The organism is Kribbella speibonae (genome assembly GCF_004331375.1).
GTDB classification, from domain to species: domain Bacteria; phylum Actinomycetota; class Actinomycetes; order Propionibacteriales; family Kribbellaceae; genus Kribbella; species Kribbella sindirgiensis.
Map to the genome: position 1 here is coordinate 302,539 of NZ_SJKC01000006.1, position 26,698 is coordinate 329,236.

A 26,698-nucleotide genomic window follows, 5' to 3' on the forward strand; every position below is an offset into this window, starting at 1 on the left:
GAGAACAGAAACGTGAGTCAAGGCGCGAGTTACGCCGCTGCCGGCGTCGACATCGAGGCCGGTGACCGGGCCGTCGAACTGATGAAGGAGTGGGTGGCGAAGGCGACCCGCCCCGAGGTGGTCGGCGGGCTCGGCGGTTTCGCCGGGTTGTTCGACGCGACCGCGCTGACGGCGTACCGGCGGCCGCTGCTGGCGACGTCGACGGACGGGATCGGGACCAAGGTCGCGATCGCGCAGAAGCTGGGCAAGCACGACACGATCGGGTTCGACCTGGTCGGGATGGTCGTCGACGACCTGGTGGTGTGCGGCGCGGAGCCGTTGTTCATGACCGACTACATCTGCACCGGCAAGGTGGTGCCGGAGACGATCGCGCAGATCGTGAAGGGCATCGCGGAGGCGTGTGTCGAGGCCGGTACGGCGCTCGTCGGCGGCGAGACCGCGGAACACCCGGGGCTGCTGGAGCCGGACGAGTACGACGTGGCGGGCGCGGCGACCGGTGTGGTCGAGGCCGACGAGGTGCTGGGCGCGGAGCGGGTGCGCGCAGGAGACGTCGTACTGGCGATGGCGTCGTCGGGACTGCACTCGAACGGGTACAGCCTGGTGCGGCACGTGTTCTTCGACCGCGCGAAGTGGACGCTGGACCGAGTCGTGCCCGAGCTGGGGACGACGCTCGGTGAGGTGCTGCTGACACCGACGCGGGTCTACGCCAAGCACTGCCTGGAGCTGATCCAGGAGCTGAACGGCGGCGACGACAAGCCGCTGCACGCGATGTCGCACATCACCGGCGGCGGCTTCGCCGCGAACCTGGCGCGGGTGATCCCGGACGAACTGTCCGTGCGGATCGACCGCTCGACGTGGACGCCGGCGCCGATCTTCGGGCTCGTCGGGCTCCTCGGCGACGTCGCGCTGCCCGAGCTCGAGAAGACGCTGAACATGGGCGCCGGCATGGTCGCCGTACTGGACCCGTCCGCCGCGGACGCAGCCGTGCAGGAGCTGGCTGCGCGCGACATCCCCGCCTGGGTGTGCGGCGAGGTCACCGCGACGCCTGGCGGCACGGTCGCCCTCGAAGGCACCTACGCCAAATAGGTCAGCGCCAAGTAGGTCAGCTCACCACCTGCGAGCGGTTCCGGAGTCCAGCCGTCCGACGCCTCGGGCGGCTGGATCGCTGGTCCCGTCACAGGTGGAGCTGGTGTGATGGAACACGTCGGCACACGGTGAACCGCCCAGCCACCCGCGAGGGGCACCTGAGCAGCTCAGCCGGGCTGATGTTGCTTACCGACGGGGGTGGTAGTCGTCGGCGTCGTCACCGTCGCCGTCGTTGTCACCGTTTGCAGAACGGTCGCCACCCTGGTCACCGGACAGCTCTCGCTTGAGCTGGTCCAAGTCGGTGTCCCAGGTGCGGTACTTCAGGTCGCGTGCGACCTTCGTCTGCTTGGCCTTTGCACGGCCGCGCCCCATAGCGTCGACCCCCTCGCACAAGTCAACCGGGTACGCTGCGTGGCGCCCACGGATCAGTCGTCAGTAATCGTGGTTCAAGGATACCCGGAGCGGCGGATCGACACACGCACCGCCCCCGACCAGAGGTCCGATCACAGCGTCGATGGGGTGGGCCGATCCCCTCAAACCGGCCCACCCCACCGCGTCCGGGCCCCGTTACTTCACTTCGCGACGTGAGCTAGCCCACAGTCCGACGATGGTCGGAAGAACGATCCAGACGCCCACCGCGACCAGCGTCTCGGGCACCATCCCGTGCAGATCACGCTCCGCGATCCGGCCGAGTGCGCCGAACACGTCCAGCCAGTTCGCGTTGTCCTTGAACAGCGCCGGCCCGGCCAGCGACCAGGCGGTCGGCGCGATGAAGTACACGAGGATGCCGGCCGCGGTCTGAGCGATCACGGCACCGAAGGCGGCCGCCATGACGACGTTCAGCGCGGCGCTCAGGTAGCCGCCGGCGAGTTGCCCGCCGAGTCCGGCGTACGTCGTGTCGAGATCGCTGACCGCTCCAGCCAACGCCGTACCAACGAAGGTCAGGCCGACGACGCCCGTCAGTACGGCGGCAGTCAGCACGACGGCCGAGACGAACTTGGCCAGCTGGACCCGGATCCGGCGCGGTGACAGCGTGAAGGTCGTCAGCGCGGTGCGCTGGGTCCACTCCGATGTCATCGCCATCACGCCGATCACCGGCAGCAGTAGCATCACGCCGGTCGAGGCGGCGCCGAAGAAGAAGTCGAACCCGACCGGCCCCTGGTCCGGCAGGTGCGTGAGCTGCCACGTGATGGCGGCGATTGCGAGCAACAGAATCGCGGCGATCAGAAACCGGCCGCTGCGGGTGTTGACGGACTTGCGGAGCTCGATGGTCACGAGCTTCAGGAAGGACTGGCCGCGGGCGGGCGGCAGGCTGGTCGCCACCTCGCTGCGGTGCTTGGCGGTGGTCGCGGGCGCGACGTCGGTCACGGTGGTCATGAAAGTCTCCAGGAAGGAAGAAGTAGGTCAGGCGGCGGCTGGCGTGGCGGTCAGCTGGAAGAACAGGTCCTCCAGGCCGGCGCCGTCGCTCTGGCGGAGTTCGAGAAGGATCTGACCGGCCCCGGCGGCGGCCCGCCCGACCTGCTCGGCGGTGGCGTCGACGCGCAGCGCGCCGTCGTGCAGCGGCTCGAGGTTCAGGCCGGCGGCGGTCAGGGCCTGGTTCAGGCCGATCGGGTCGAGACCGCGGACGAGCGTGCCGGAGCCGGCGAGCAGCTCCTCCAGCGAGCCGTTGGCGACGATCCGGCCGCCGCCGATGACGACCAGCCGGTCGACGGTCGCCTGGACCTCGCCCAGCAGGTGGCTGGACAGGATCACCGTGCCGCCGCGGGAGGCGAAGTCCTGCAGCAGCCCGCGCATCCACCGGATGCCTTCCGGGTCCATCCCGTTGGCGGGCTCGTCGAGGATCAGTACGGCGGGATCGCCGAGCAGGGCACTGGCGATACCGAGCCGCTGCCGCATACCGAGCGAATACTGACCGACACGGCGCTTGGCGGCGTGAGCGAGTCCGACTGCCTCGAGCATCTCGTCGGCGCGTGTCTTCGGTACGCCGAGCAGGCTCGCGTTCAGCAGCAGCGTCTCGCGGCCGGTGCGGCCCGGGTGCTGCGCGGCGGCGTCCAGCATGACCCCGACGACGCGGCCCGGGTTCGGCAGGTCGGCGTACCGCTTGCCGGTGATGGTGGCGGTGCCGGAGGTCGGCGGCGTCAGCCCGGTGAGCATCCGCAGCGTGGTGGACTTGCCGGCGCCGTTCGGGCCGAGGAAGCCGGTGATGCTGCCGGGCTGCACGGTGAACGACACGTCCTGGACAGCCGTGGTGCTGCCGTACCGCTTGGTCAGGTTCTCGACGGTGATCATGACATCGAGTCAACCGTCAGCGACCCCCGTCGCACATCGGACGAGCGGCTGCCGCCACCCCCTACGAAAGTCGTGAGATCGGCTCCGGAACCCACCCGGAAGGGGGACGTGATCGCGTCGACCGTCGAACTACAGTGACGGAATGCGACGGTTGCGCCGGTGGTACGCCTGGTGGGTCAGGCATGCCCCGCGGCTGCGCGACATCCTGTACGTCGGCTTCAGCCTGCTGACGATCGTCGCGCAGGCCGCGTCCGGCAGCGGCTGGGGGGTCAAGGACTGGTGGACTCTCGGAGTCGGCGCGGTGGCGTCGGTGGTGCTGCTCTGGCGCCGGCGCTTTCCGGCGACCGTCACCGCGATCACGATCCTGGCGATGCTGACGACTTCGGTCTTCGTTCCGATGGGCCTCGCGTTGCTGACGCTGGCGATCCGCCGCCGCGATCTTGTGCTCGCGGTCCTGGGTCTTGCCGCGTACGCCGCCTACGTCGTGAACACCGCGGCGACTGGAGACCAGTTCTGGGTGTCGGTGTTCACCGCACCCTTCCTGGTCGGGACCTGGGTGGCCATCGGCGCCTATGTCGGAGCGCGCCGCGACCTGATGGCGTCGCTGCGCGATCGTGCCGAGCGTGCCGAGGCCGAACGCGAACTGCGCAGCGAGCAGGCCCGGCTGGGCGAGCGCGCCCGGATCGCGCAGGAGATGCACGACGTCCTCGCCCACAAGGTCTCGCTGATCGCGCTGCACGCGGGCGGTCTGGAGGTGAATCCGTCCGTCGGCCCCGACAAGGTCGAGGGCTCGGCCCGGCTGATCCGCGAGACCGCACGGCAGGCGATGGAGGACCTCCGGGAAGTCCTCGGCGTACTGCGGTCGGACGTCAGCGTCGACGGGACGGACCTGACACCTGTCCCGAAGGCCTCGGATCTCGAGCGGCTCATCATGGCCTCCCGAGACGCGGGAGTGGCCGTGGGGTACGACGTCTCGCTGCCCGACGACGTACCGGTGTCGGTCGGGCGGACCGTCTATCGCCTGGTGCAGGAGTCGCTGACCAATGTGCACAAACACGCGCGCGGCGCCGCGACCGACGTACAGGTCCATGGTGCCCGGGGTGAAGGGGTGACGGTCAGGGTGACGAACGTCCGTCCGGTGGCTGCTGGTTCACTGCTGCCTGGTGCCGGTGCCGGGCTGGTCGGTCTGCGGGAGCGGGTGCAGCTGGTCGGCGGCAGGCTCTGGACCGGACCGACGACGGAAGGCGGCTGGCGGGTGGAAGCCTGGCTGCCCTGGGCTGACGGCCGTGAGCAGGTCGCGGACCAGGTTGAGGCGTTGCGCGGTGACGCGGTGTTGCACGGAGACGAAGGAGAGCGATGACTCGGCTGCTGATCGTGGACGACGAGGCGTTGGTGCGGGCCGGGCTGAAGATGATCCTCGAGTCCGACGACGAGCTCGAGGTCGTCGCCGAGGCCGAGGACGGCGCGGACGCGGCGCGGATGGTGAAGGAGCATCGGCCGGATGTCGTGCTGATGGACATCCGGATGCCGCGGCTGGACGGGCTGGCCGCCACTCGGGAGGTGCAGGCGCTGCCGGATCCGCCGAAGATCGTCGTCCTCACGACGTTCGACCTGGACGACTACGTGTTCCGGGCGTTGCAGGCCGGGGCCAGCGGGTTCCTGCTCAAGGACACGCCGCCGCGCGAGTTGGTGCAGGCGATCAAGGTGGTCGCGGCCGGGGATGCGATGCTGTCGCCGGCGGTGACGCGCCGGCTGATCGGGCACTTCGCCGGCGATCCGCGCGCCGACCGGAAACGGTCCGCGCAGGAGCGGATCAACAAGCTCACCGACCGCGAGCGCGAGGTGCTGGTCGCGGTCGGCCGCGGCCTGCAGAACGCCGACATCGGCCGAAAGCTCTTCATGAGCGAGGCCACCGTGAAGGCCCACGTCTCCCGCGCCCTGGTGAAGCTCGACGCGACAAATCGCGTCCAGGTCGCGATCCTGGCCTACGAAGCCGGTCTGCTCGACGACTGAGCCAAAGGCAAAGGAAACCGGCCCGATCCGTCGGAGGGGTGGGGGCGACGGTTCGGGCCGGTTCCGGAAGTCAGCGTTCCTGGGGGGATAGGACGCTGACGACCGGCGACGCCCAATGGGGGGAAGGGCGCCGCCGGTCAGGACTCAGACGCGGCCGAAGGCCACGCTGCTGGTCCAGATCTTCGCCTTCGCGACCGGCTTACCCGGCTTCGAGGCGTGCCACAGCATGTTTCCGCCGGCGTAGATGCCGACGTGGTACACGCCGCCGCCACCGTTGCGGAAGAACACGAGGTCACCCGGCTTGGCGGCCTTGCGGCTGATGTGCTTGGTCGCGCTGTACTGCTGGCGCGACGTGCGCGGCAGCTTCTTGCCGGCCTTCTTGTACACGAAGCCGGTGTAGCCGGAGCAGTCGAAGCCGCGGGTCGTCGTGCCGCCGTAGCGGTACGGGGTGCCCTTGAGCTTGGCCGCCTCGCGGAGCACCTTGGCGCGGAACGTGGTCGTGCCGCTGCTGGCGCCGTACTTGCCGTAGAGCACCTTGTGCTTGGCGGCCCAGGTCAGCCGGCCCCAGGTCTTCTTGTCCATGTAGCCGGTGGCCTTCAGGCCCCACGACGTCTGGAACTTCTTCAGGACCCGGACGGTGCTGGTGCCGAAGTAGCCGTCCGGACCCAGGTGCAGGGCCTTCTGGACGTACTTCACGGTCGGGCCGCGGTCGCGGAACCGGAGCAGCGGCTTGCTGGCGACGCTCCAGTACCCACGCGGCGTCGCTGTCGCGGTGGTGGAGGTGGTCGCCGCGTTGGCAGCAGGGGTGGTGGTGACGGTGAGAGCAGCTCCACCGCCCACCGCGAGGCCGACCGTCAGAACGGCGGCTGCGGCCCGGGGAGTCCCCGGACGGGTGGTGGTCCTACGGTGCTTCGCCAGAGTCCGGCCGGTAGGCCGGTTCGTACTGGACTCAGCGGTCTGGCTGACGGCGCGCAGAAGCGACGTCCGTCGGGCAGTGACGGGCATGGTTGTCTCCCGACGCCTGTGAAGTTAGCTGTCGGGTTCGGGCTGGGATTCATAGCCCGGTCCGCTCCCGCGGACTTCACCCCAGGGTCTCGGCCACTCACGGTCGAGACCCAACTTCCTGGGTCCCCCACCCCTGCCATGGTTTTCGAGGGGAGCACATGGGCCCTGGCAGGGCTCGGCGTTGACCCGTGTGCAGTTCGTGTTGTTTACCGAACCGCCGACGACTGTATAACAGAACGATCACGACGCAAACCCTCAGATCGACAAAGTCGCTCCTAAATGGCCCTGAGGGGGCCGCTGACGGGTCAGCAAGCCGTGGTGAACACCAGGTGTCCTGAGCGCGTCTGAGCGGGGCTGAGGCGGCAAATGCGGGCTTCCGCGTGACCCCGGTCACATTCGATGGTGGCTTTCTGTGACAACGGGCACAGAGGGTGGTCAGGGCACCCTAAAGTCCTTGCGTCTTCAGCTAGTTCCGAGCAGCTCCTGGAAGCGCTCCAGCCCCACGTTCCCGCCTGACAGCACCACTCCGACGCGCTCCGGCATCCCGTGGATCCGCCCGGCCAGCAGTGCGGCCAGCGCACTCGCCCCGCTCGGCTCCAGCACGATCTTCAGCCGCTCGAACGCGAACACCATCGCCTCCAGGATCTCGGCGTCGCTGACCAGCTCGAACGACTCCACCAGCCGCTGGTTGACCGCGAACGTCAGCTCGCCCGGCGTCGAGATCGCCTGCCCGTCCGCGATCGTCCGCGGTATGGCGATCTCCACCCGCTCACCAGCCGCCAGCGACCGAGCGTGGTCGTCACCCGCGGCCGGCTCGACGCCGATCATCCGGATCCCGGGCGACAGCATGGTCGCCGCGGTCGCACAGCCGGCCATCAGCCCGCCTCCGCCGACCGGGACGATCAGCGCCCCCAGGTGCCCGACCTCCTCGATCAGCTCGAGCGCCACCGTCCCCTGCCCGGCCATGACGTCCTCGTGGTCGTACGGCGGAATCAGCGTCCGCCCGCGCTCCGTGGCCAGCTCCTGGGCCAGCGCGGTCCGGTCCTGCGTGTACCGGTCGTACGTCACCACCTCAGCGCCGTACCCACGGGTCGCGGCCAGCTTCGTCGGCGGGGAGTCCTCCGGCATCAGGTTCACCACCGAGGTCCCGGCGAGGCGTGCCGCCAGCGCGACGGCCTGCGCGTGATTCCCCGACGAGTACGCCGCCACGCCCGCGGCGAGCTGCTCCGGGCTGAGGCGGCTGATCGCGTTGTACGCCCCGCGGAACTTGAATGCGCCGATCCGCTGGAAGTTCTCCGCCTTGAGGAACACCTGCGCCCCGACGCGCTCGTCGAGCGTCCGCGAGGTGAGGACCGGCGTACGGTGCGCGACACCCTTCAGGCGCTCCGCGGCGGCCTGGACATCTGTGAGACTCAGCACGATCCGACGTTATCCGTGGGCGATGTCAAAGTGCGTGGGGCCGCTCCGTACTGATGGATGAGAGGCGCCCACCACCGGGCACCGTACGAGAAGGAGTCATCGTGAAGTACCTACTGGTCCTGAACGTCAACCCCGACGTGATCGCCGCGCTGCCCGAGGCGGAGCAGCAGGCGATCGGCAGTGGACATCAGAAGTTCATGGACACGATCAAGGCGTCGGGCGAGTTCCACAGCACGGTCGCGCTGCAGCAGCCGGCCGAGTCCGCGGTGGTCAGGGTCCGCAACGGGCTCCCGGCCGTCACCGACGGGCCGTTCGTGGAGTCGAAGGAGTTCCTCGGCGGCTACTACCTGGTCGACGTGGCCTCCCGGGAGCGCGCCTGCGAGCTGGCCGCGATGATTCCGGACGCCGGGATCGAAGGGCTCGGTGTCGAGGTCCGCGGGGTCGAGTTCGCGGACGGTCTCTGAGACGACGAAGGAGGGTTTCCCCACGGACTCGTGGAGAAACCCTCCTTGTTTTACGAGGTTTTACGAGGTTCTGCAGGTTCTACAGGGGATCGCAGGGGGTTTCAGTCGGTCTGGTCGTCGACCTTCGCGTCGGCCGCGTTCTTCTTGATCGACTCGATGCCGTTCTCGGCCGCGGCCTTGGTCTTGTAGCTCTCGCTGCTGGTCGCGATCACCTCGCCGTTGCCGGCCTTCAGACGAAACCGGAACTCGCCGGACTTGTCCTTGTACAGCTCGAACTTCCCCGCCATCGGTGTACCTCCATAGAGAGTGGTATCGCTCCGCTTCGGAGCGTAGCCCTCTCCGGCCGCCTCCGCCGCCCGCACACGCCCTACGACTTGGCGACGCCGCGGATGCCGGCGACGACGAGTTCGAGGCCGAGGTCGTAGTACCGGTCGCGGGACGACGGGCAGATCAGCGCGCTCGCCGCGGACGTGATCAGCGGGTAGCGCTCGGGGGAGAGGGCGCCGAGTGAGGCGCGCTTGCGCCGCAGCGACGCCTCGCGGGCCTCCGGGTCGCTCACCTCGCGGACGATCGGGTCGGTGGTGACCAGCGCGATCAGCGAGCAGATCGACTGCCGGCCGACCTCGGCTGCGTCGTCGGCGGAGAACCCGCCCTCGATCAGCAGTCCCAGCGCCCGCTCGGACAGCGCGAGTCCGGACTCGGTGACCAGGATCCGGGACAGCGTCAGGTCCGCCAGCCGCGGGTGCGCGCGCAATGCGCTGAGGAACGCGCCCAGCAGCGCCTGCAGCTGCACGTCCCACGGCTCGTCGGTCGGCTCCGGGAGTACGACGTTCGCGAGCAGGCGGTCGCCCAGCGCCGCCAGCAGATCGTCCTTGTCCTTGAAGTGCCGGTACAGCGCCATCGGCGTGACGTCGTGCTGCGCGGCCAGCTTCCGGAACGAGACCGCGGCCGGTCCCTCGTCGTCGGCGATCGTCAGCGCGGTGTCGACGACCTTCTCCGGGTCGAGGCGGCGCGAGGTCTCTTTGGTGATCACGTTGACAAGTCTACACCGTACACCTACTGTCTACTCCGTAAGCTTACGCCGTATACATACGGTGTAGACCTAAGACTTCGAATGAGGTACGGCGATGCGACGCAGTCCCTGGGCCACCCTGGCGGTGCTGGCTCTCGCGCAGTTCATCGTGGTGCTGGACGTGACGATCGTGAACGTCGCGCTGCCCCACATCCAGGCGGACCTGAACTTCTCCGCCGACTCCCTGCAATGGGTGATCAACGCGTACACGCTGCTCTTCGGCGGCTTCCTGCTGCTCGGCGGGCGAATGGCCGACCTGCTCGGGCCGCGCCGGGTGTTCACCGCGGGCCTGCTGCTGTTCGGTCTCACCTCGCTGGTCGCGGGGCTGTCGAACTCGCCCGAGTTCCTGATCGGCGCCCGGGCCGTCCAGGGCCTCGGCGGCGCGCTGCTGTCACCGGCCGCGCTGGCGATCCTGACCATGACCTTCGCGCACGGACGCGAACGCAACATCGCGATGGGCGTCTGGGGCGGTCTGGCCGGCCTCGGCGGCACGCTCGGTGTCGTCGCGGGCGGCGTACTTGTCGACTCGCTGAGTTGGCAGTGGGTGTTCTTCGTCAACGTGCCGATCGTGCTCGCACTCGTCGCGCTCATCCCGGTGTTCGTGCCCGACGTACGGCACGCGACGGGTCGCCGTACCTTCGACACGCTCGGGGCGGTGCTCGGTACGACGGGCTTGATGGCCGTCGTGTACGGCGTCGTGCGGTCGGAGCCGTCCGGATGGGGATCGTTCGAGGTCGTCGGTGTACTGGCCGCGGGGGTTGTCCTCCTGGCGGCGTTCGTCCTGGTCGAGACCCGGTCGGCGGCCCCGCTCGTCCCGTTGCGGTTGTTCCGGTCCCGGGCGTTGAGCGTGTCCGGTGCATCGCTCGCGCTGAACGGTGCCGGGTTCCTGTCGATGTTCTTCCTGACGGCGATCTACCTGCAGCAGGTTCGCGGCGACAGCGCGCTCGATGCCGGCATCCACTTCCTGCCGATGGGGGGCGCGGCGATCGTCGGGGCGGTCCTCGCATCGCAACTGGTGCAGCGGTTCGGGACGCGGACGGTTCAGCTCGCCGGTGCGGTTCTCAGTGTGGTCGGGCTGCTGTTGCTGTCGCAGGCGGACGCCGCCGGTAGCTACAGTTCGCAGTTGCTTCCCGGTCTGATCGTCTTCGGATTCGGCATCATCGGCGTCGGCGTACCCGGCCAGATCAACGCGGTCTCCGAGGTCCGTCCCGCCGAGGCCGGTGCGGCGTCGGGTGTCGTCAACGCGATGTACCAGGTCGGCGGCGCGCTGGGTCTGGCGATCGTCACGACGCTCTCCATCACCCACACCACCAACGAACTCACCCACGGCGCGACCCAACTCCAGGCGCTCCAGTCCGGCTACGAACGCGGCCTACTCGCAGCAGCCGCCTTCGCCGTAGCCAACGTCCTACTAACCTTCGCCACCCCACAACTCCAGCCCACAACGGAACAACTCACCGAAGCCACCGCCGCCGCATAAGTTGCCCGAGGCAATGTCCGGCCGATCTAGGGTGATTGCCGTGCACCCCCTGATCTGGCCGGACTGCCGCAACGTCCGCGACCTGGCCGGCCTCCCGACCACAACCGGCGAACTCCAGCCGGGCCGCCTGATCCGCAGCGACAACCTCGACCAACTCACCCCCACCGGCCGCGCCGCTGTCGAAGCCCTCGACATCAGCAGATTCGTGGACCTGCGCAGCGCCTGGGAATGCGAGACGTGGCCGTCGCCGTACGCCGACGACGCCCGGTGGCGGAACGTTCCGCTCTGGGATCCGGGCGACCCGGACGTGTCGGACCTGGACCTGTTCGAGATGTACCGAATCCTGATCGACGACTACAACACTCGCGTCGCGTCCGCCGTGACCGCAATCGCCGATGCACCGCCCGGTGCCGTGGTCGTGAACTGCCACGCAGGCAAGGACCGAACAGGCGTCGTCATCGCCTTGACCCTGGACCTGTCCGGCGTACCCCAGAACCTGATCGCCACCGACTACTCCGACGTCGACGCAGCCACGATGCTGCGTCTGCTTGCCCACGTGCAGAAGCGGTACGGCGGGACGCGGCGGTATCTGTTGAATTCAGGGGTGACCACTGAACAAGTGAATGCGCTGACCAGTCGTCTGACGGGGTGAAACCCAGGGCGATCCCCGATGCCTGTGCTGTCCGCTGCCGGAAGGGTTGAGGCAACGGAACAGACAAGAGGAGATCGGGATGCTGGTGGCATTGGTGACGGCGGCGGTTGTTGGGTTGACGCCGGGGGTGGCTTCGCCGTTGCAGGCGAAGCTCGATGACGTGGTGGGGATCGGGGCCGTTGCCGAGGTACGGGACGGGCGGGCGGTGTGGCGGGGCAGCAGCGGTGTTGCGGAACTCGGCAGTTCGCGGAAGGTTCCGGTGGCGGGGCGGTTCCGGATCGGCAGTATCACCAAGACGTTTGTCGCCACCGTCGTACTGCAACTCGTCGCCGAAAAGCGGATACGTCTCGAGGACTCGGTAGAACACTGGTTGCCGGGCGTCGTGCCGAACGGCGCGAACATCACCGTGCGCCAATTGCTCAACCACACCAGCGGTTTGTACGACTTCAAGAAGACGTTGCCGATGCCGCCGAGCCCGGAGTTCTACGCGCTGCGCTATCGCACCTGGACCGCCGCGGAGCAGATCGAGCGCGCCCTCGCGAATCCGCCGGTGTTCGACACGCCGGGCTCGCGCTACGACTACTCGAACACCAATTACCTGCTCCTCGGCGAGATCATCGAGAAGGCGACCGGCCGGACGTACGCCGAGCAGATCGAACGCCGCCTGATCCGCCCGCTCAAGCTGCACGGTACGACGCTTCCCGGTACGTCGCCGTACATCAAGGGACCGCACGCGCACGGGTACATCCCGAAGGACGGCGCCCAACTCGACTACACCGAGATGAACCCGACGCTGTTCGGCGCGGCCGGCGACATGATCTCCACGACCCGCGACCTGAACCGCTTCTTCGCCGCCCTGCTCGGCGGGCACCTGCTCCCGGCCCGGCTGCTCGACGCGATGAAGACGCCGGGTACGGCGGACAAGGCGTACGGCCTCGGGCTGTCGTGGCACGACACCGTGTGCAAGATCCGGGTGTACGGCAACGACGGCGACGCGCTCGCGTACCAGGCCTACTCGTTCTCGACGGAGGACGCCCGGCGACAGGTCACCGTCGCCGTAACCCCGCACCTCCCGGACAACCCGGACAAGTCGGTCGACGCCTTCGTGGACCAGGCAATCTGTCGCTGAAACCGGTCACCGGATGTGACATTGTCCGCTCGGCGGTTTGGTGATCGAGGGAAACGGCGACACTGGTATGGATGCCTTGTTGCCATCTCCCGAAGGGGTCCGGGACCTTGGAACTCGCCATGCTCGGTGCCGACGACTGGCCGATCGCCCGGGACGTCCGTCTCCGGGCCCTGAAGGACTCGCCGACGGCGTACATCGCCGACTACGAGGACGAGGTAACCGTAGGCGAAGCCGGCTGGCGCGAACGTTTCACCCGCATGCAGTGGGCCGTGGCCCGGGACGCCACCCGGATCATCGGCCTGGCAAGCTCGGTCCGCGTCGCCGCTCGCCCGCCGTACGAGCGTCATATCGAGTCCGTCTGGGTAGACCCGAGATACCGCCGCAACGGCGTACTCCGAGCGGTCTTCGGCCACCTGGCAACGGTCGAACCCGACGTCACCGAGTGGCGCGTCTGGGTTCTGGACACCAACACGATCGCCCGCCAGGTCTACGAGCGACTGGGCTTCTACGCCACCGGAGAATGCCAACCCCTACCCGACGGCTCCGGCCGCCGCGAAATTCGTCTCCGATTCGGTGGGTAGACCGTAGCCACAGGAGATCCATCTGGGCAGCTGGAGCTCGGCCAGCGCGTCCCGTTCCCTCCGGACCTGCGGGAAATGGCCGAGCATCTTCTGCCACCGACGCTCGTCCTCCTGCCAGTTCACGATGAAGTCCGCACACAGATCCGGCGAAATGCTGTCGGCCCGATCCTGTGCGATCTTCAGCGACTTGTTCGCATCGCTGTAGTCCGCCTCGCTGAGCTGGGCGCGCGGAAGGGCTTCGATCGTTTCGGCGATCGTCTTGAGCCGGACGCTCTTGAAGTGCTGCCAGTAGCTCGCCCGAGTCGCGATGGCCAGTTGCTCCTCGAAGCACAGTCCTGAGCGGCGGTCGAAGGCCGCGTACAGCCCCTCGGCGAGGAGGTCGCCGAACTCTTCCCGGGCCGCGCGTTGCGGGTCCGCGAACGGCCGGTACTCCAGTTGGCTGACCTCGCCGATCTTCATCAACGACCGCTCCGCGGCGTGCCGGGCGAAGAAGAACCAGTCCTCGTTGTAGATGTCAGCGAAGAACGACAGATCCGGGTGCTGCAGGTTCACCCCGAGAGTTGCGCCGCTGACGAACACGTCCTGCCGGAAGCCTGCGAGCCGCCGCGCGTGGCATACCACCGAGTTGTCGGGGAAGTATCGGCTGACCATCGATGCCACCGGGTGCCGGTCGAGATAGCCGGCGAGGCGCCGAACGTCGCGTGGGCTGAACCCCCTGATGTCGTCGTCGACGAACAGGAGCTTGTTCCATCCACACATCCGGCCGAGGAGCAGCCCGATGTTGCGCTTCGCGCTGAGATCACTGGATCGATTGGCCGAAGCCGCCTGGAAGTCCGCGCTCGACGTCAGCGGCGCGTCGCAGGGCGGCCGGTAGTTCTGGGGCACCTCGACGACGAGGGCCTGTGCGCCCAAGGTCTTCTCCACGCGGCGCGCGACCTGCTCGACCTGCGCCTGCCGGCTGCACAGAATGACGAGCGGCACGGACAACGCAGCGGACAGGCTGATGACCTCTTGCAAGGCGAAGGCCGGGCGCGCGGCCGGGACCACGATCGCGTCCAGCCGGGTGTTCGCAGAGGCTGCTACCGGAGCGGAGCCGTCACGGAGCAGTCCCGCGTGCGACTGACCGTGCCTGATCTGACGGCTCATTCGCCATCCTCCTCGGGAGACCATTCGAAGAGACGGTTCTCCGAGATTTCGAGATCCGGCGTGACGGCTTCGCCGTTGATCACCGGAACTCGCATCAGCAAGCCGAAGACGCCACCTGGGAACCTGTTGGCCAGGTAGGCCTCGTTGCGCTCGCGGACGGCGTCGTCGGTCAGCATTCGAACAGCGCCGAGCACGCCCCGGCTGTAGACACCGTTGCAGATCGTGATGGTGCGGCTGTGGTTGAAGGGATTGGGCAGTCGCGCGAACAGCGCGACGTCCTCGACGAGTTCCTGGGGCGTTTCGTCTCGCCAGGCGTCCTGCGCCTGGACCAGCTCGAGCTCTTCCTGCGACGGCGCCTCGTCCTCGGGGACGGGTTCCTTGCTCTCCTCCCAGATCGGCCGGTACTCCTGACCGTCACGGGAGCGGAAGATCTCGCCGTCGGCCAGATCCGGGACCGACATCTGCCGGATCGGCAAGTTGTCGAGAACCCGCAACAGCCGGCTGGTGACCCGGTTCCAGGCGATACCGCCGATCAGGATCAGATGGCCGGACAGGTGGTCCGCGCTCACCTCCGTCGGCAGGCGGTGCCGCACACGAAGCTCCGGGTTGGAAGCGCGGACGTGACCCCACATCTCGATCAGCGCGTCGAGATCGGCGTACTTGTAGAGCTTGGTGTGGTTCGGGTTCTTCTCGTCCGCGAGCGGAGAACGCCCCAGTTCCGGGACTTCCGGGCAGATCAGAGTGATGCGCCCGGATTCGAAGTCGAAGGTGTACGAGCTGCTGGACGTCGGCGAGCCTGTTTGCTGCTGGCGGATGTCGTCTCGCAGCCTGACCAGCTCACGGTGCAGGGCGTCGAAGCGCTCGCGCTCGGCTGCGCTCAGATCTCCCTCGCGCGGTTGCCGCTCGGGGACCTCGGACATTGCGAAGAGCAGTGCGTAGGAGCGCAGGCGCTCTTCGGGCGGGAGTTTGGGGTTGGTCTGCGATTCCCATGAGCTGATGGTCGCTACCGCGACGCGGGCGTCGCCGGTGCTCAGGGCACGCGACAGGTCCTTCTGGGTCAGTCGCTCGGTCTCACGAAGATCCCGGAGTCGCCTGGCGAGTCGTACGGCCTCTGGAGAAGGGGCCACTCTCACTCCCGTAAATGGTCGACCAACTTGCGGGTGCGGCGGATCGGCTGATCCTACACCCCGCTCTACCCGACTTCACCGAGCCCTGCTGTACTGCGCTCCGCCGGGGGTCACCCGGCCGACCTGCTGTCCTAGGAATGAGGGCTCTCTTATACGGCTTGGATCGCCATTGCTCCTGACAAACTGGCGATTGACCGCAGTTACACCGTGGATCTACCGTAATACTGAAGTCGACCTGAAGCCAACTGAAACCACGCGACGCGCGGAGATAAGGAGATCCCGAGGATCCGGACGGGGTGTTCGTACCAACCTGAGCAGGTGCCCGATGCGCAGATCATCAGCCACACCGACGATCGCGGCAGGCGATCTCGAGGCGATCGGCGCATTGGAGTCGGGGAACTGGCGAGCCGCCTTGCGGGTGCTCGGTGCGGGCCGGGTCGCGGACGCGTATCTCGGGACGAATCTGCGGACCGTCGCGCGGGCGATGGCGTTCCGCGCGGCCGGTGAGCATGGGCGGGCCTGGGAGACGCTAGGGGTCGCCGCGGCCGGTATCGCTCGCCATCAGCCGGGCGTTCCAGTGGTGAAATCCGATGTCGTACGGCTGGCGCTTCCGCCGGAACATGCCGGTCCTGCCTTCCGGACGATCCGGCTGATCTGGCGGGAACAGAGCGAGCTCAGCAACCTGCGGACCCTCGCTGCCGACCGGCCGAGTGGGATGCCTCAGGACCGGCACATCCTGGTGCTGGCCTTCGTCGAGTACCTGTCCTGGCTGGAGCTCGATCTCGGCACCAGCCTGACCGAACTGGCGACCGACGAGGCCCGGCCGCTCGTCGGGCAGCAGCTCAGTGAGCTGCGGGACCGGCGCCGCGAGGGGTTCCTGCGCAGCGCGACCGACCTGCGGCAGTTGCCGTTGCCGCGGGCGGGCACGATGACGAAGACGGTCTGGGGCCGAGCCGGCGGGTACCACGGTCTGCGCCGGCTGGCCCTGCTGGAGCTGGCGGAGCGCCCGGAACCGCCCTGGACCGAATCGCCGGCGCCGACGAGTTGTCCGGCCCGTACCGGTGCGCGGCTGGCCTGGACGCTGACCCAGGCGGGCTGATCGTCTTTACGTCCCCTTTACCAGGGAGAACTTGGGTCATAACCTTTGGAGATCGTCTCCATCCGATGGTGCGCAGTTCGAGATCGTTGACTTCGACAACGATGGCGAGCGCCGACCGGCCGCGCGTGAAGGGGGTTCGACCTGATGTTGACCCTCCGGACTGCCCCGGGGATCGTCGGGCGCCCCGACGTACGGCTGACGAGATCGACGCCGGCCGACCTGGTGCGGGCGGTGGAACTGGCGCCTGGGGTCGCCGTCGAGATCGATCTCGCCGACCCGTCGCGCTGGCATGCGGTCGACGTACGGCGCTGGGACGCGGCGGACCGGGATCTGCTCGAGGCCTTGCTCGGGCCGGCCGCGGTACGGGAGGTGACCGGCCTGCTCGCGCCGGGTGATGCGAAGGCCGGCGTACCGCTCGAGGTCGCGCCGGCCACGGTCTGGCGGCGGCTCGCGGTCGTCGACGCGTTGGACTGGTGGTTGCAGCTGCCGTTGAACCAGGGGCTCCTGGATGCGGAACGCGCGATCGTCCGCGCCCGTGCCGCGAGGTCGCTGCGCTCGGGCGCGCTCCGGCGTACCTTCGTCGATCGTGCCGTGGTGCTCGCCCGCCGGTCGGCCGGCGAGGTCAGCACGTACCTGAACGGGATCGCCGGCGCATCGTTGCCTAAGGCACTCTCTTCGGGGTTGTCCCGGCTGGCCGCGGGGTATGCGTCGCTGGCTCGTGAGGTCGACGGGCCGGACGCGGCGCTGGCCGCGGTACAGACCGCCTGGGAGCGCGTGTCCCTGGTGCCTTTGAAGTCGGCGGCGTCGGTTGCCGGGGCGTTGCCGGCGCTGGCGAGTTCTGGAGTTGACCCGCGACGAGTGCGTGCTCGTGTCGTCGGTAGCGACGTACAACTAGTTCCCACAGGTACGGCGGTACGCGTCGTCGTGCCCGCTTTCGCGCCGCTGCCGTCGCCTGTTGTCGCCGACCGGCTGATGGTGCGCCTCGTCGACCGTCGCTCCGGTGAGGCTCAGACGCCGGCACTGCTGACGCTCAACACGAGCACTGCTGTTTTTACTGAGGTTGTGCCGCTTCGCGGGGCGTCGGTGGACGACCTGCGCGCGGACGTCTTCGACGCCGACAGTGCGGAGCCGGCCGCGTCCGACACCGACCTGCTGCGTCAGCGACGCGCACAGCTCGTCCTGAGCGAGTGGCGACGTGCCGCGGCAGAGTCGCGGCTCTCGCGCAGTCTGCGGGCCCGCAACCGCCGGCTCACGCGCCTCCTCGACGCACTCGCTCCCACGACCGGACCACTCTTCCTAGGCGGTCCTGCTCGCGAAGACATCTCTGACCTTGTCAACGGCAGCAGCAATCACCCGTGGTTCAGCACCACGGCTGCGACCGGAGGTCCCTTGGTGGCCGAGCTGGCCGCCGCGTACGACCACGACTGACCACGACTGACCAGGTGGTGCCGTCACGGCATCGATGTTCGCCCTGTGTGTGCAGGTCATCGCGTAATGGAATGCGCGACCGATCGACCTCCCGAGGAGCGAGCCATGACCGTCGTCTCTCGAGCCACCAGCCGCCGCACCCGCCCCGGCAACAACCGCCGTACCCGCACCACACCCCGCGCCGGCCGTGGCCCCACCCGCGGCCGGACCCACAGCACCCGGCGCTATCTGGTGCCGGCACTGCTCTCACGCACCTCAGACCGCGCAGTGGTCCGCAAACGCGCCGACGTACGCGCCGCGATCGTTCTGTGGTTCCTGATGGCTGCGGACCTGGCCACAGTGATCTGGATGTACACGCTGGGCGAGTGGCTGGACCACGCCTCCAAGTTCACCGCCACCGCGACCCTGGGCGGCCACCACTACATCGTCTTGGCCACAGCCGCCGCAGCCTTCACTACCCTGGCCGCAGTCACCATCCTCTCTGACGGCTTCACCAAGACCACCCGTCCCCTGACGATCGTCAGAACCGCCGCCTGCATCCTCTCCCTAACAGCCCTGACCGGTCTGGTCGCTCTACTCCTGGCCGCCCTCGTAATTCGCCTGTTGGTGGGTCCACTCCGTCCCTAGCCTCACCTGGACAGTGAGCGCATTCTGAGGGCATGACGGATCGTGACGTATTGCCGGTGCGCGCTGACCCGCTTGCGCGCGTGATCGGGGTGACCGGGCTGGTCGGCGCCGTGGTGCTGTTCGCAGGGTTGATCGCCGGTTCGCCGGGTGAGCCGCCGGTCAATGCGACCGTCGCTCAGGCTGCCGAGTATGTGCGTGGCCTGGACGCGACCTGGATCCGGCTGGTGGAGGTCGTCGCCGACATCGGGATGTTCATACTTCTCTGGTTCCTGGTGGGTCTGGCTCTCCTGCTGCGAAAGGCCGACGGGGAAGTTCCGCTGCGGTCGACGATGGCGCTCCTGTCGGCCCTGCTGTTGGCCGGGTTCGTCATCCTCGACTCGACCGAGGAGGCAGCGGCCCGCCGATCCGCGGACCTCGACGCGGGACAGTTGGCGTACGCGTACGACGTCGGTCACCTGGGGTTCGCCAACGTGTGGCTCCCGATGGGCGGATTCGCCTTCGCCTGCGGATGGATCATGGTGACGTCCGGGACGATGCCGCGCTGGCTGGGCCGGTGGGGTGTCATCAGCGGAATCGCCCTGGCCCTGGCACAGTTCGTCTGGACGGTCGAGGTCGCCTGGCTGGTGCCGTATGTCGCCGTCTGGTTCTGGCTACTCACCACCGCCGTACTCCTGACCCGCCGCAACGAATCGTGATGCTCGGTGCGTCTTCCAGCTATGAGGCACTCGCACTTGGTTCCCGCTGTCGTGCTCGCCGCCCTGACGCTGTCGGCCTGTGGGAACGAGGCAGCGCCAACGTCCAGCCAAAGCAGCGCAACGCCGACCACCACCCCGAGGCCTAGTGACGCGGTTGGGACGCAGATCCCGCAGGGCCCTGCGACTCCGGCGTTTCTCGATCGGGCTCGTGCTGTCGCACAGGCCGTCCGCGCCGCAGGGCTCCCGAAGCCTCCGGAGGGGATCTTCCTGTACGAGTCCCGGACGCCGGGCCTCGCCTTCGACACGACCGAGCAGAAGGTTGCGTGGATGGCGGGGTACGTCGTCATCGCGCCCGGCGTACAACTCAGATCCGCCGGCATGACTCGCATCGACTTCACCGACGGACCGAGCATGTCGGTCGACGTCCTCGCTCCCCGTCCCGCACTGACCGCGGCGATCGGAGCGACGCACGACAACTGCGGCCACATGGCGGTGCCGGTATCGAAATGCAAACTCGTGATCACCAGCGGCTCCCTGAAGACAGTCGAGGTGGACACGAGCGCCGGCCGCGCGACGGTGCCGGCCTGGTCCTTCACCGCGAAGGGCTTGTCGAGACCGATCGTCGCGCTGGCCATCTCCCCGGCGGTGCTCAAACCTTTGCCCCAGCCCACCCCACTGCCTGGTCTCGCCGAGCCGGACCGTGGCCTGCTCTCGGTCGGGAGCCTCACTCGAGCCGACGGCAACACGCTCACCGTCAACCTCCACCACGGCAAGTGCGACCCCGACCTGCGAGCCCACGTCCTCGAGCTCGACGACATGGTGATCATCGGCGGAAGTCACGGCCCGCTGCAGGGCGCCTGCGTAGCCATAGGCCTCAGCACCCCAGCCACCGTCACACTCACCGCCTCACTCGGAGACAAGCCCGTCATCAGCGCCGACACCGGCACGAGACTCGACGTCTACCCTCACCTCAGGTAGGACCTTCGGGGCAGCCCACGAAGGTGTCCACCAGTTCGCGTCGCCCAGGAGTTTCATCAGGGCCGGTACGAGAACGAGTCGCACGATCGTCGCGTCGACGAAGACGGCGGTGGCCAGGCCGAGGCCGAACATCTTGGCCGTCGGATCGTCGGCGAGGGAGAAGCTGACGAAGACCGCGATCATGATCAGCGCCGCCGACGTGATCACGCGGCCGGTGGTGGTGATGCCGTGGATGGTCGAGGCGGTGTTGTCGTGGGTCCGGACGTACTCCTCGCGGATCCGGCTGAGCAGGAAGACCTCGTAGTCCATCGAGAGCCCGAACACCACCGCGAACATGAACATCGGGATGAACGGCAGGATCGGAACGGTCGACTCCAGCCCGATGAGGTCCGCGGCCCAGCCCCACTGGAAGATCATCACCAGGACGCCGAACGAGGCGCCGATGCTGAGCAGGTTCATCAGCGCGGCCTTCAGCGGTACGACGACCGACCGGAACACCACGGTCAGAAGCACCACGGACAACAGGATCACGGCGCCGATGAACCACGGCAGCCGATCGTTGACCTTCGCGCCCACATCCGCGAGCGTCGCGGTCTGACCCCCGACATGTGCCTTCGCCGGGCTGTTCCGCAGTACCGACGGAAAGACCTCCGCGCGGAGCCGTTCGACCGTCGTCATCGTCGCAGCGTCCTGCGGTCCCGTCGTCGGTACGGCGATCAACGACGCGACACCGGCCGCGGTGTTCACCGACGGAGGCGCGACCGACGCGATGCCCCGATCGGCGCGGACGGCCTCGAACAGCGGTTGTACGACGGCAGGATCGCGCGAGATGTCGACGGCGATCACCAGCGGACCGTTGCTACCGGCACCGAATCCCGCGGCCACCAGGTCGTACGCCCGGCGCTCGGTGCGCTGCTCGGGTAGTACGCCGTCGTCGGGCGTGCCGACGCGGAGAGCGAGCACGGGTGCGGCCAGCGCGAGCAGGAGGACGGTGGCGCCCACGGCGTACGCGACGGCGTGTTTGGACACGTGACCCGCCCACCGCGCCCAGCCCACACCGTGTGACGACCGCACGCGACGTACCCGAAGCCGGTTGATCCAGTGCCCGGCCAGGCCCAGGAACGCGGGCAGCAAAGTGATGGAAGCGAGCACCATCGTCAGCACGATCAGCGAGATGGCGATCCCGCCGGCGGTCATGAACGGTACGCCGGCCACCGCCAGCCCGAGGATTGCGATCACCACCGTCCCGCCGGCGAAGAGCACAGCCCGTCCCGCCGTGGCGACGGCACGCCCGACCGAATCGTCGACCGCCAGCCCGCGGGCCAGGTACTCGCGGTGCCGGGTGACGATGATCAGCGCGTAGTCGATGCCCACACCGAGCCCGACCATGCTGCCGAGTACGGGCGCCCAGCTGGGCAGGTCGATGAGGTACGTGACCAGGGACAGGGAGCTGATCGCCAGCGCGAGGCCGAACACCGCCATCCCGATCGGGAGCCCCATCGCGATGATCGATCCGAACGCGAGCAGCAGGATGACCATCGCGGCGATCAGCCCGACCGCCTCGCCGAGACCGGTCGGTGCTTCCTCGAACGCGTAGAAGAGGTCCCCGCCCAACTCGATCCGCAGCGGCGATTCCACCGCGGACAAGGTCTTGAGCTGCTCGAGGTCGCTCGGCTCCAATTCGTCGAGCACCGGATATTGAAGCTGGATCAGCCCCACGCGGCCGTCAGGCGAGACGACGGGTTCGCCGGCTTCCAGCACGTGCGGCACGGAGGCTGCGGCCGAGCGTAATTGCGTCATCGCGGCCTGCAGTTCGGGCGAGCTGAGCGTCGCCTTCTCATCGAGCGGGGTCACGACCACCTTCGCGGTCAGCCCGGCCTGATCCGCGCCCGCGGCCGACAGCAGGTCGGTCGCGTACTGCGAATCCACGCCGGGCGCTCCGAACGATTCCTCGAGCTTCTTTCCGAAGACTCCGGAAGCCGCGACCACGAGCGCGGCGATCACGAGCCACGCCCCGATCACCACCCAGGGCCGGCGTGCGGCGTACCGGCCCAGTCTGTACAGATTCGACCTCATCGTGCGTCCCTTTCAGCGGAGTTGGACTCATGGTGTGGTCGAGCAGGCGGCCCTCACCTCGGGCGATGAGCCGGACTTCCCTCGGCCAAACAGCTGGGGCGCGTCCCGTACTTTGAGCCGATCCGATCCGCGCCTGGAGTCCCTACGCTGTGGTCATGTTGAGAAACGCGGTCCGCTCGGTGCTGGCCGAGCCGCGGGCACTGGACGCACCCAGGCGGGTGTGGCGCGACTGGGTGCTCGTCGCCGGCCTGCTGACGGCGGCCGTTCTCGAAGGCGTACTCCGCGAGGACGTCGTCTGGAGGCCGTTCGCGCTCGTGATCGCCGTCGCGGTCGCGTGTGCGCTGCTGTGGCGTCGTACCCGCCCGTTCGCGGTGGTGGCCGCTGTGTTCGGCACCCTGATCCTGATCAACGTCGCGACCCTGATCAGTGGCGAGGCGACCTTCGGCCTCTACTCGATGATCTGCGTGGTGCTGTTGCCGTACTCCCTCGCTCGCTGGGGATCAGGCCGCGAGATCCTCTGCGGGTTGGTGTTGATCATCGTGGCGATGGTGCTGGGATTCGCCAGTGACTTCACCGGGTGGGGCGAAGTCGTGGGGGGCAGCATGTTCCTGCTCTTCCCCGCGACGCTCGGGCTCGCAGTCCGCTATCGGTGGACCGCCCGGAACCGCGAACTCGGCCAGGTACGGCTCCGGGAGCGCGAGCTGCTGGCGCGGGAGTTGCACGACACGGTCGCTCATCATGTCTCGGCCATCGTCATCCGCGCCCAGGCCGGCCGAGCCGTCGCGGTCACCCGCCCGGAAGCCGCGGTCGACGCGCTCGCCATCATCGAGGCGGAGGGCACGCGGACCCTGGCCGAGATGCGCGCGATGGTCGGCGTACTGCGTGACGACGGTACGGCGGAGCTCGCGCCACAGCCCGGGGTGGCCGACCTGGAACAACTCGCCCGCCGCGCCGGGGATAGGCCGCGGGTCGAGGTCGAGGTGTCGGGCGACCTCGGTGATCTCGACCGCGCGGTCGGCGCAGCGATCTATCGCATTGCGCAGGAGTCGATCACGAACGCCGTACGTCACGCCCGGCAGGCGACGCGCATCGACGTACGGTTGGCGTCGTACGACGACTCCGTCCAGCTGACTGTCCGCGACGACGGGGAAGCGACCTCGCGGAACCCGGGCGGGTACGGCCTGGTGGGGATGACCGAACGCGCGACGCTGCTGGGCGGCACGCTCTCGGCGGGTCCTGATCCGGACCGGGGCTGGTCTGTCGACGTGGTACTTCCGCGGACGGCGGGTGGGCGATGACGATCCGGGTGCTCGTCGCCGACGACCAAGATCTCGTCCGGACCGGGCTGGCGATGATCCTCGATGCTCAGCCCGGTATCGAGGTGGTCGGTCAGGCGGCCGACGGGCTCGAAGCGGTCGAGTTCGCGCGCCGGCTGCGGCCCGACGTGTGTCTGCTCGACATCAGGATGCCCGGGCTGGACGGGATCGCGGCGACCCGCGAACTCGCCGGACCCGACGTCGACGACCCAGTGGCGATCGTGGTGATCACTACCTTCGACCTCGACGAGTACGTGTACGGCGCGCTGAAGGCCGGCGCGCGCGGGTTCCTGCTCAAGGACGCCGGCCCCGACCTTCTCGTCCAGGCGATCCGAGCCGCCGCCAACGGCGACGCCTTGATCGCGCCGAAGATCACCGCCCGCCTCCTGGCCGCCTTCACCGAACCCCCCACCGGCCGCACACCGATCCAGCCCGTCGACCCGCTCACCACCCGCGAAGAACAAGTCCTCCTAGCCGCCGCCACCGGCCGAACCAACGCCGAGATCGCCACCGAACTCCACATCAGCCTCAGCACCGTCAAAACCCACCTAGCCAGCGTGATGGCCAAAACAGCAGCCCGAAACCGAGTAGAAATAGCCATCTGGGCCTACGAAACCGGCCGCATCAAGCCCTAGCGGTGTTCGGCTCACTCGCCCTTGTAGCAAAGGCAGAACGGGTGGCCGGCGGGGTCGGCGTACACCGGGCAGCTGCCGCCCTGCGGTGGTAGCCGTGTCCCTCCTCGCTCGAGTGCGAGGCGTTCTTTCGCGGCCCGGTCGTCGACCCCGATGTCGAAGTGCATCTGGGGCGGGTAGTCGGGGTCCGGCCAGCGTGGTCGTTGGTAGTCGGGGACGCGCTGCAGGGCGAGCATCGGCAGTCGGTCGTCGTCGCGGGCGATCACGATCCGGTCGGGTGAGTCTTCGACCGTACGGGGCATGTCGAGCATGGCGCCCCAGAACTCGGCCATCGGTCGCGGGTCGGCGCAGTCGATCACCACGCGGACGAGCGTGCCGAGTCGATCCGTCGGTTCGGTAAGCCCGGGGTACAAGCAGAAGGGATGGCCTACCGGGTCGGCGTACACCCGCCACCCGGGAAACTCCTCCAGCTTCGTCGCGCCACGCTCCAGCACCGCCTGCTCGGCGGCCTCCAGGTCAGCCACCTGCACGTCGAGATGGATCTGCGTCGGGTACGCCGGATCGCGCCAGCGCGGCGGGCGCATCCGCCCCTCACCCGTCCCGATCCGCCCCTGGGTAAGCATCCTGTAGAACGCCCGCAGCTCATCCTCCCGCTCCTCCGGGCATCCCACGACGACCCAAAACCGTCCGTCCTGCTCGTCGGAGTCCACCGACGTACCAACAACCCTGCCGTCCTCGTCGAGCACCACACTCACAAACGCCCGCCCACGCTCCCCAACCAGAACAACCCGAACCATCCGCTCGTTAACCTGCCGAGCACTACCCACCACGCGCCCCGCCCCCGCAAGCCCCTCCACATCCGGCCGCCACGACCCCGCGATCCAAGGCCCCGGATCCCACCCACCCAACCCACTAACGGCATTGGCCCCCGCCACATCCGCCCGCTCCAACGCCTCAACCCACCGACACGCAACTTCCACAAGATCCCGAGCCATCCCCTCAGCCTCTCGCCCGTGTCAGCACGACGCTGACGGTTTCGAATCCGAGATCTGCATAAAACGCGCGCGCGTTCTGATTTCGTGCGTACGCCGTAACCGACACCGAGACCGCACCACGCTCACCCTCAGCCCACGCTACAAACCGCTCCACGAGCCCGCTCGCAGTGCCGTGCCGACGCGCACGCTCCTCAACGAACAGGCTGCGCAGGTACCCGGTCACCACACCACGGCGTACCTCACTCGCCTCACTCACCCACCCAACCAAATGCCCGCAAGGCCCCAGCGCATCCGTTGCGACCAACACCAGCGCCTTCTCATTCCCCAACAACGCCAAGAAGTCCGCAGCCCCACACCGCTCCGGCCACGTGACATCGACCCCAGGGTCATGCTCACCGGCATCCCCAGCAAACAGTTGCCCCTCAAGCCCAACGAGTCCCTCGACATCAGCCTGAGTCGCAAGGCGAATCTCCGCTGTCACCGCACCAGCAAACCACGCCGAAGGGCTCCATCTCAGCTAAGTCCTGGGCGCGAGGTGACTGGCGATCCCCAGAAGCCGCATGTGAGAAGAGTCCTCACTGGCACTGGAATGCGAGCTGGTGCCAGGCAGAGGTCAGTCGTCCTCGATGTAGCCAGTGGTGGGGTCGACCATCGAGAGGAAGGTCCGGATATTCGCCCGGTGCTGCTCGAGCGAGCCGGGGGACGGGCTCGTGCTGAATCCATAGCCGGCGTTAGGCCCGCTGATCCAGTCGTAGTGTGTCCCACCGAACCCGTCGGACCGTAGCTCGAAGTCCTCACCGTCGACTTCAAGCCTGGACGCTGCCTCGTCGGTCACATTGGAGGGCGCAACGCCTGGACGCGCCGCCCACTCTCCGTCGCCGCTCCCGGTCATGCACCGAGTATGCCGGTCCACGCACCCCTCACCTGCCGCCATCCCTGCTCGGGCCCGGCAGTTGCTGGTTGCACGGTCGCGTTGCGAGAGATGGCCGACGTTGGCCGTCGAGGCGCGCGCTAAGCGCGCAACCGCGAGCGACAGCTCGCAACGATGCCGGCGCTAAGCCGGAGGGTGGGCGGGAGCTCGCGTAGCGGGTGCGCTGAGGAGCGGAGCGACGAAGGTAGCGCCTGCGTAGCGTGCGTGGGAAAGAAAAATCCCTCCCCGGCGGGCGGAGAGGGTGGTGGTGGTCAGGGGCGGTCTCGAACCGCCGACCTTCCGCTTTTCAGGCGGACGCTCTACCAGCTGAGCTACCTGACCGGGGAGAAAATTCGGCGGCGGTGTTGTGGACACCGCCGCCTTCTCCTGGCGACCCAGACGGGACTCGAACCCGCGACCTCCGCCGTGACAGGGCGGCACGCTAACCAACTGCGCCACTGGGCCAAATGACTCGATGA

General features: G+C 68.2%; 28 protein-coding genes, 2 tRNA genes and 1 riboswitch. Of the genes, 15 read left to right on the forward strand and 15 right to left on the reverse strand.

What is annotated here, in order from left to right; all coding sequences use genetic code 11:
• The first annotated feature begins 12 nt into the window (after positions 1–12).
• Positions 13–1,086 (forward strand): phosphoribosylformylglycinamidine cyclo-ligase, encoded by a 1,074-nt coding sequence (gene purM / locus E0H92_RS35790; protein ID WP_131466549.1) that lies wholly within the window; start codon positions 13–15, stop codon positions 1,084–1,086.
• Between the two features lie 186 nt (positions 1,087–1,272).
• Here the strand turns inward: purM and E0H92_RS35795 are convergent, their stop codons facing one another.
• The 3 genes from E0H92_RS35795 to E0H92_RS35805 form a co-directional block, all read right to left on the reverse strand.
• The gene (locus E0H92_RS35795; RefSeq protein WP_131293116.1) at positions 1,273–1,458 is read right to left on the reverse strand and encodes a DUF3073 domain-containing protein; all 186 of its coding nucleotides are present in this window, start codon (positions 1,456–1,458) and stop codon (positions 1,273–1,275) included.
• Positions 1,459–1,653: 195 nt separating this feature from the next.
• Positions 1,654–2,463: an ABC transporter permease gene (locus tag E0H92_RS35800; RefSeq protein ID WP_131499351.1), complete on the reverse strand. Its 810-nt coding sequence runs from the start codon at positions 2,461–2,463 to the stop codon at positions 1,654–1,656.
• Between the two features lie 27 nt (positions 2,464–2,490).
• Positions 2,491–3,375: an ABC transporter ATP-binding protein gene (locus E0H92_RS35805; protein WP_131499352.1), complete on the reverse strand. Its 885-nt coding sequence runs from the start codon at positions 3,373–3,375 to the stop codon at positions 2,491–2,493.
• Positions 3,376–3,517: 142 nt separating this feature from the next.
• On the opposite strand from E0H92_RS35805, the gene E0H92_RS35810 reads away from it, so the two are divergent.
• Both E0H92_RS35810 and E0H92_RS35815 read left to right on the forward strand, forming a co-directional pair.
• Positions 3,518–4,735: a sensor histidine kinase gene (locus E0H92_RS35810; protein ID WP_131466543.1), complete on the forward strand. Its 1,218-nt coding sequence runs from the start codon at positions 3,518–3,520 to the stop codon at positions 4,733–4,735.
• On the forward strand, positions 4,732–5,388 hold the full coding sequence (locus E0H92_RS35815) for a response regulator (RefSeq protein WP_131293124.1): 657 nt from the start codon (positions 4,732–4,734) through the stop codon (positions 5,386–5,388). Before E0H92_RS35810 ends, E0H92_RS35815 begins: the two co-directional genes overlap by 4 nt.
• Before the next feature lie 144 nt (positions 5,389–5,532).
• On the opposite strand, the gene E0H92_RS35820 is transcribed toward E0H92_RS35815, so the two are convergent.
• Together E0H92_RS35820 and E0H92_RS35825 are read right to left on the reverse strand one after the other, a co-directional pair.
• The gene (locus E0H92_RS35820) at positions 5,533–6,393 is read right to left on the reverse strand and encodes a C40 family peptidase (RefSeq protein ID WP_131466541.1); all 861 of its coding nucleotides are present in this window, start codon (positions 6,391–6,393) and stop codon (positions 5,533–5,535) included.
• A riboswitch (cyclic di-AMP (ydaO/yuaA leader) is annotated at positions 6,393–6,560 on the reverse strand. Its footprint overlaps the gene before it by 1 nt.
• A 295-nt stretch (positions 6,561–6,855) precedes the next feature.
• The gene (locus tag E0H92_RS35825) at positions 6,856–7,812 is read right to left on the reverse strand and encodes a pyridoxal-phosphate dependent enzyme (protein ID WP_131466539.1); all 957 of its coding nucleotides are present in this window, start codon (positions 7,810–7,812) and stop codon (positions 6,856–6,858) included.
• Positions 7,813–7,913: 101 nt separating this feature from the next.
• On the opposite strand from E0H92_RS35825, the gene E0H92_RS35830 reads away from it, so the two are divergent.
• Positions 7,914–8,276, forward strand: coding sequence for a YciI family protein (locus E0H92_RS35830; RefSeq protein ID WP_131466537.1), 363 nt, complete (start codon positions 7,914–7,916; stop codon positions 8,274–8,276).
• Positions 8,277–8,377: 101 nt separating this feature from the next.
• Here the strand turns inward: E0H92_RS35830 and E0H92_RS35835 are convergent, their stop codons facing one another.
• Both E0H92_RS35835 and E0H92_RS35840 read right to left on the reverse strand, forming a co-directional pair.
• Positions 8,378–8,563, reverse strand: a complete 186-nt coding sequence (locus tag E0H92_RS35835) for a YegP family protein (RefSeq protein WP_131466535.1) — start codon at positions 8,561–8,563, stop codon at positions 8,378–8,380.
• Between the two features lie 80 nt (positions 8,564–8,643).
• The gene (locus tag E0H92_RS35840; RefSeq protein ID WP_131293128.1) at positions 8,644–9,309 is read right to left on the reverse strand and encodes a TetR/AcrR family transcriptional regulator; all 666 of its coding nucleotides are present in this window, start codon (positions 9,307–9,309) and stop codon (positions 8,644–8,646) included.
• Between the two features lie 94 nt (positions 9,310–9,403).
• On the opposite strand from E0H92_RS35840, the gene E0H92_RS35845 reads away from it, so the two are divergent.
• From E0H92_RS35845 to E0H92_RS35860, 4 genes are all read left to right on the forward strand, one after another.
• The gene (locus E0H92_RS35845; protein ID WP_131499353.1) at positions 9,404–10,828 is read left to right on the forward strand and encodes an MFS transporter; all 1,425 of its coding nucleotides are present in this window, start codon (positions 9,404–9,406) and stop codon (positions 10,826–10,828) included.
• A gap of 40 nt (positions 10,829–10,868) precedes the next feature.
• Positions 10,869–11,480 (forward strand): tyrosine-protein phosphatase, encoded by a 612-nt coding sequence (locus E0H92_RS35850; RefSeq protein ID WP_238173744.1) that lies wholly within the window; start codon positions 10,869–10,871, stop codon positions 11,478–11,480.
• 79 nt (positions 11,481–11,559) lie between these two features.
• Positions 11,560–12,609 (forward strand): serine hydrolase domain-containing protein, encoded by a 1,050-nt coding sequence (locus E0H92_RS35855; RefSeq protein WP_131466525.1) that lies wholly within the window; start codon positions 11,560–11,562, stop codon positions 12,607–12,609.
• Positions 12,610–12,716: 107 nt separating this feature from the next.
• Positions 12,717–13,190, forward strand: a complete 474-nt coding sequence (locus E0H92_RS35860) for a GNAT family N-acetyltransferase (protein WP_165550172.1) — start codon at positions 12,717–12,719, stop codon at positions 13,188–13,190.
• Here the strand turns inward: E0H92_RS35860 and E0H92_RS35865 are convergent.
• Complete coding sequence (locus E0H92_RS35865) at positions 13,140–14,336, reverse strand: hypothetical protein (RefSeq protein ID WP_131466521.1); 1,197 nt, start codon at positions 14,334–14,336, stop codon at positions 13,140–13,142. The genes E0H92_RS35860 and E0H92_RS35865 overlap by 51 nt on opposite strands.
• On the reverse strand, positions 14,333–15,463 hold the full coding sequence (locus E0H92_RS35870; RefSeq protein ID WP_165550173.1) for a helix-turn-helix domain-containing protein: 1,131 nt from the start codon (positions 15,461–15,463) through the stop codon (positions 14,333–14,335). The genes E0H92_RS35865 and E0H92_RS35870 overlap by 4 nt, the downstream gene beginning before the upstream one ends.
• Before the next feature lie 325 nt (positions 15,464–15,788).
• Between E0H92_RS35870 and E0H92_RS35875 the strand changes: the two genes are divergently transcribed.
• The 5 genes from E0H92_RS35875 (at position 15,789) to E0H92_RS35895 (ending at position 20,290) form a co-directional block, all read left to right on the forward strand.
• Positions 15,789–16,562: a hypothetical protein gene (locus tag E0H92_RS35875; RefSeq protein WP_131499356.1), complete on the forward strand. Its 774-nt coding sequence runs from the start codon at positions 15,789–15,791 to the stop codon at positions 16,560–16,562.
• Between the two features lie 144 nt (positions 16,563–16,706).
• Positions 16,707–17,990 carry a hypothetical protein gene (locus tag E0H92_RS35880; protein WP_131466515.1) on the forward strand — a complete coding sequence of 428 codons (1,284 nt, stop codon included), beginning with the start codon at positions 16,707–16,709 and terminating at the stop codon, positions 17,988–17,990.
• A gap of 105 nt (positions 17,991–18,095) precedes the next feature.
• Positions 18,096–18,617, forward strand: a complete 522-nt coding sequence (locus tag E0H92_RS44440; RefSeq protein ID WP_165550174.1) for a hypothetical protein — start codon at positions 18,096–18,098, stop codon at positions 18,615–18,617.
• 32 nt (positions 18,618–18,649) lie between these two features.
• On the forward strand, positions 18,650–19,312 hold the full coding sequence (locus tag E0H92_RS35890; protein ID WP_131466513.1) for a DUF4386 family protein: 663 nt from the start codon (positions 18,650–18,652) through the stop codon (positions 19,310–19,312).
• A 21-nt stretch (positions 19,313–19,333) separates the two neighbouring features.
• Positions 19,334–20,290: a hypothetical protein gene (locus E0H92_RS35895; RefSeq protein WP_131466511.1), complete on the forward strand. Its 957-nt coding sequence runs from the start codon at positions 19,334–19,336 to the stop codon at positions 20,288–20,290.
• Here the strand turns inward: E0H92_RS35895 and E0H92_RS35900 are convergent.
• A complete protein-coding gene (locus E0H92_RS35900; protein WP_131499357.1) occupies positions 20,219–22,366 on the reverse strand; it encodes an MMPL family transporter in 2,148 nt (715 codons plus the stop codon). The genes E0H92_RS35895 and E0H92_RS35900 overlap by 72 nt on opposite strands.
• 155 nt (positions 22,367–22,521) lie before the next feature.
• Here E0H92_RS35900 and E0H92_RS35905 point away from each other — a divergent pair, with 155 nt between their 5' ends.
• Both E0H92_RS35905 and E0H92_RS35910 read left to right on the forward strand, forming a co-directional pair.
• Positions 22,522–23,664, forward strand: a complete 1,143-nt coding sequence (locus E0H92_RS35905; protein WP_131499358.1) for a sensor histidine kinase — start codon at positions 22,522–22,524, stop codon at positions 23,662–23,664.
• The gene (locus E0H92_RS35910) at positions 23,661–24,317 is read left to right on the forward strand and encodes a response regulator (RefSeq protein WP_131499359.1); all 657 of its coding nucleotides are present in this window, start codon (positions 23,661–23,663) and stop codon (positions 24,315–24,317) included. The genes E0H92_RS35905 and E0H92_RS35910 overlap by 4 nt, the downstream gene beginning before the upstream one ends.
• Positions 24,318–24,328: 11 nt before the next feature.
• On the opposite strand, the gene E0H92_RS44445 is transcribed toward E0H92_RS35910, so the two are convergent.
• The 5 genes from E0H92_RS44445 to E0H92_RS35935 form a co-directional block, all read right to left on the reverse strand.
• Positions 24,329–25,111 (reverse strand): VOC family protein, encoded by a 783-nt coding sequence (locus tag E0H92_RS44445; protein WP_165550176.1) that lies wholly within the window; start codon positions 25,109–25,111, stop codon positions 24,329–24,331.
• A gap of 202 nt (positions 25,112–25,313) precedes the next feature.
• Positions 25,314–25,790: a GNAT family N-acetyltransferase gene (locus E0H92_RS35920; protein ID WP_165550177.1), complete on the reverse strand. Its 477-nt coding sequence runs from the start codon at positions 25,788–25,790 to the stop codon at positions 25,314–25,316.
• Between the two features lie 132 nt (positions 25,791–25,922).
• Positions 25,923–26,201 (reverse strand): hypothetical protein, encoded by a 279-nt coding sequence (locus E0H92_RS35925; RefSeq protein ID WP_131499361.1) that lies wholly within the window; start codon positions 26,199–26,201, stop codon positions 25,923–25,925.
• Positions 26,202–26,485: 284 nt separating this feature from the next.
• Positions 26,486–26,561 (reverse strand) — tRNA-Phe (locus tag E0H92_RS35930).
• A gap of 46 nt (positions 26,562–26,607) precedes the next feature.
• Positions 26,608–26,684 (reverse strand) — tRNA-Asp (locus tag E0H92_RS35935).
• Positions 26,685–26,698: the final 14 nt, after the last annotated feature.

Coding starts and splice junctions, on each gene's coding strand:
- E0H92_RS35890 (WP_131466513.1), top strand. CDS start 18,650: ATGACGGATCGTGACGTATTGCCGGTGCGCGCTGACCCGCTTGCGCGC.
- E0H92_RS35820 (WP_131466541.1), bottom strand. CDS start 6,393: ATGCCCGTCACTGCCCGACGGACGTCGCTTCTGCGCGCCGTCAGCCAG.
- E0H92_RS35895 (WP_131466511.1), top strand. CDS start 19,334: ATGAGGCACTCGCACTTGGTTCCCGCTGTCGTGCTCGCCGCCCTGACG.
- E0H92_RS44440 (WP_165550174.1), top strand. CDS start 18,096: ATGACCGTCGTCTCTCGAGCCACCAGCCGCCGCACCCGCCCCGGCAAC.
- E0H92_RS35815 (WP_131293124.1), top strand. CDS start 4,732: ATGACTCGGCTGCTGATCGTGGACGACGAGGCGTTGGTGCGGGCCGGG.
- E0H92_RS35800 (WP_131499351.1), bottom strand. CDS start 2,463: ATGACCACCGTGACCGACGTCGCGCCCGCGACCACCGCCAAGCACCGC.
- E0H92_RS35910 (WP_131499359.1), top strand. CDS start 23,661: ATGACGATCCGGGTGCTCGTCGCCGACGACCAAGATCTCGTCCGGACC.
- E0H92_RS44445 (WP_165550176.1), bottom strand. CDS start 25,111: ATGGTTCGGGTTGTTCTGGTTGGGGAGCGTGGGCGGGCGTTTGTGAGT.
- E0H92_RS35855 (WP_131466525.1), top strand. CDS start 11,560: ATGCTGGTGGCATTGGTGACGGCGGCGGTTGTTGGGTTGACGCCGGGG.
- E0H92_RS35925 (WP_131499361.1), bottom strand. CDS start 26,201: ATGACCGGGAGCGGCGACGGAGAGTGGGCGGCGCGTCCAGGCGTTGCG.
- E0H92_RS35795 (WP_131293116.1), bottom strand. CDS start 1,458: ATGGGGCGCGGCCGTGCAAAGGCCAAGCAGACGAAGGTCGCACGCGAC.
- E0H92_RS35835 (WP_131466535.1), bottom strand. CDS start 8,563: ATGGCGGGGAAGTTCGAGCTGTACAAGGACAAGTCCGGCGAGTTCCGG.
- E0H92_RS35880 (WP_131466515.1), top strand. CDS start 16,707: ATGTTGACCCTCCGGACTGCCCCGGGGATCGTCGGGCGCCCCGACGTA.
- E0H92_RS35875 (WP_131499356.1), top strand. CDS start 15,789: ATGCGCAGATCATCAGCCACACCGACGATCGCGGCAGGCGATCTCGAG.
- E0H92_RS35845 (WP_131499353.1), top strand. CDS start 9,404: ATGCGACGCAGTCCCTGGGCCACCCTGGCGGTGCTGGCTCTCGCGCAG.
- E0H92_RS35900 (WP_131499357.1), bottom strand. CDS start 22,366: ATGAGGTCGAATCTGTACAGACTGGGCCGGTACGCCGCACGCCGGCCC.
- E0H92_RS35905 (WP_131499358.1), top strand. CDS start 22,522: ATGTTGAGAAACGCGGTCCGCTCGGTGCTGGCCGAGCCGCGGGCACTG.
- E0H92_RS35810 (WP_131466543.1), top strand. CDS start 3,518: ATGCGACGGTTGCGCCGGTGGTACGCCTGGTGGGTCAGGCATGCCCCG.
- E0H92_RS35865 (WP_131466521.1), bottom strand. CDS start 14,336: ATGAGCCGTCAGATCAGGCACGGTCAGTCGCACGCGGGACTGCTCCGT.
- E0H92_RS35805 (WP_131499352.1), bottom strand. CDS start 3,375: ATGATCACCGTCGAGAACCTGACCAAGCGGTACGGCAGCACCACGGCT.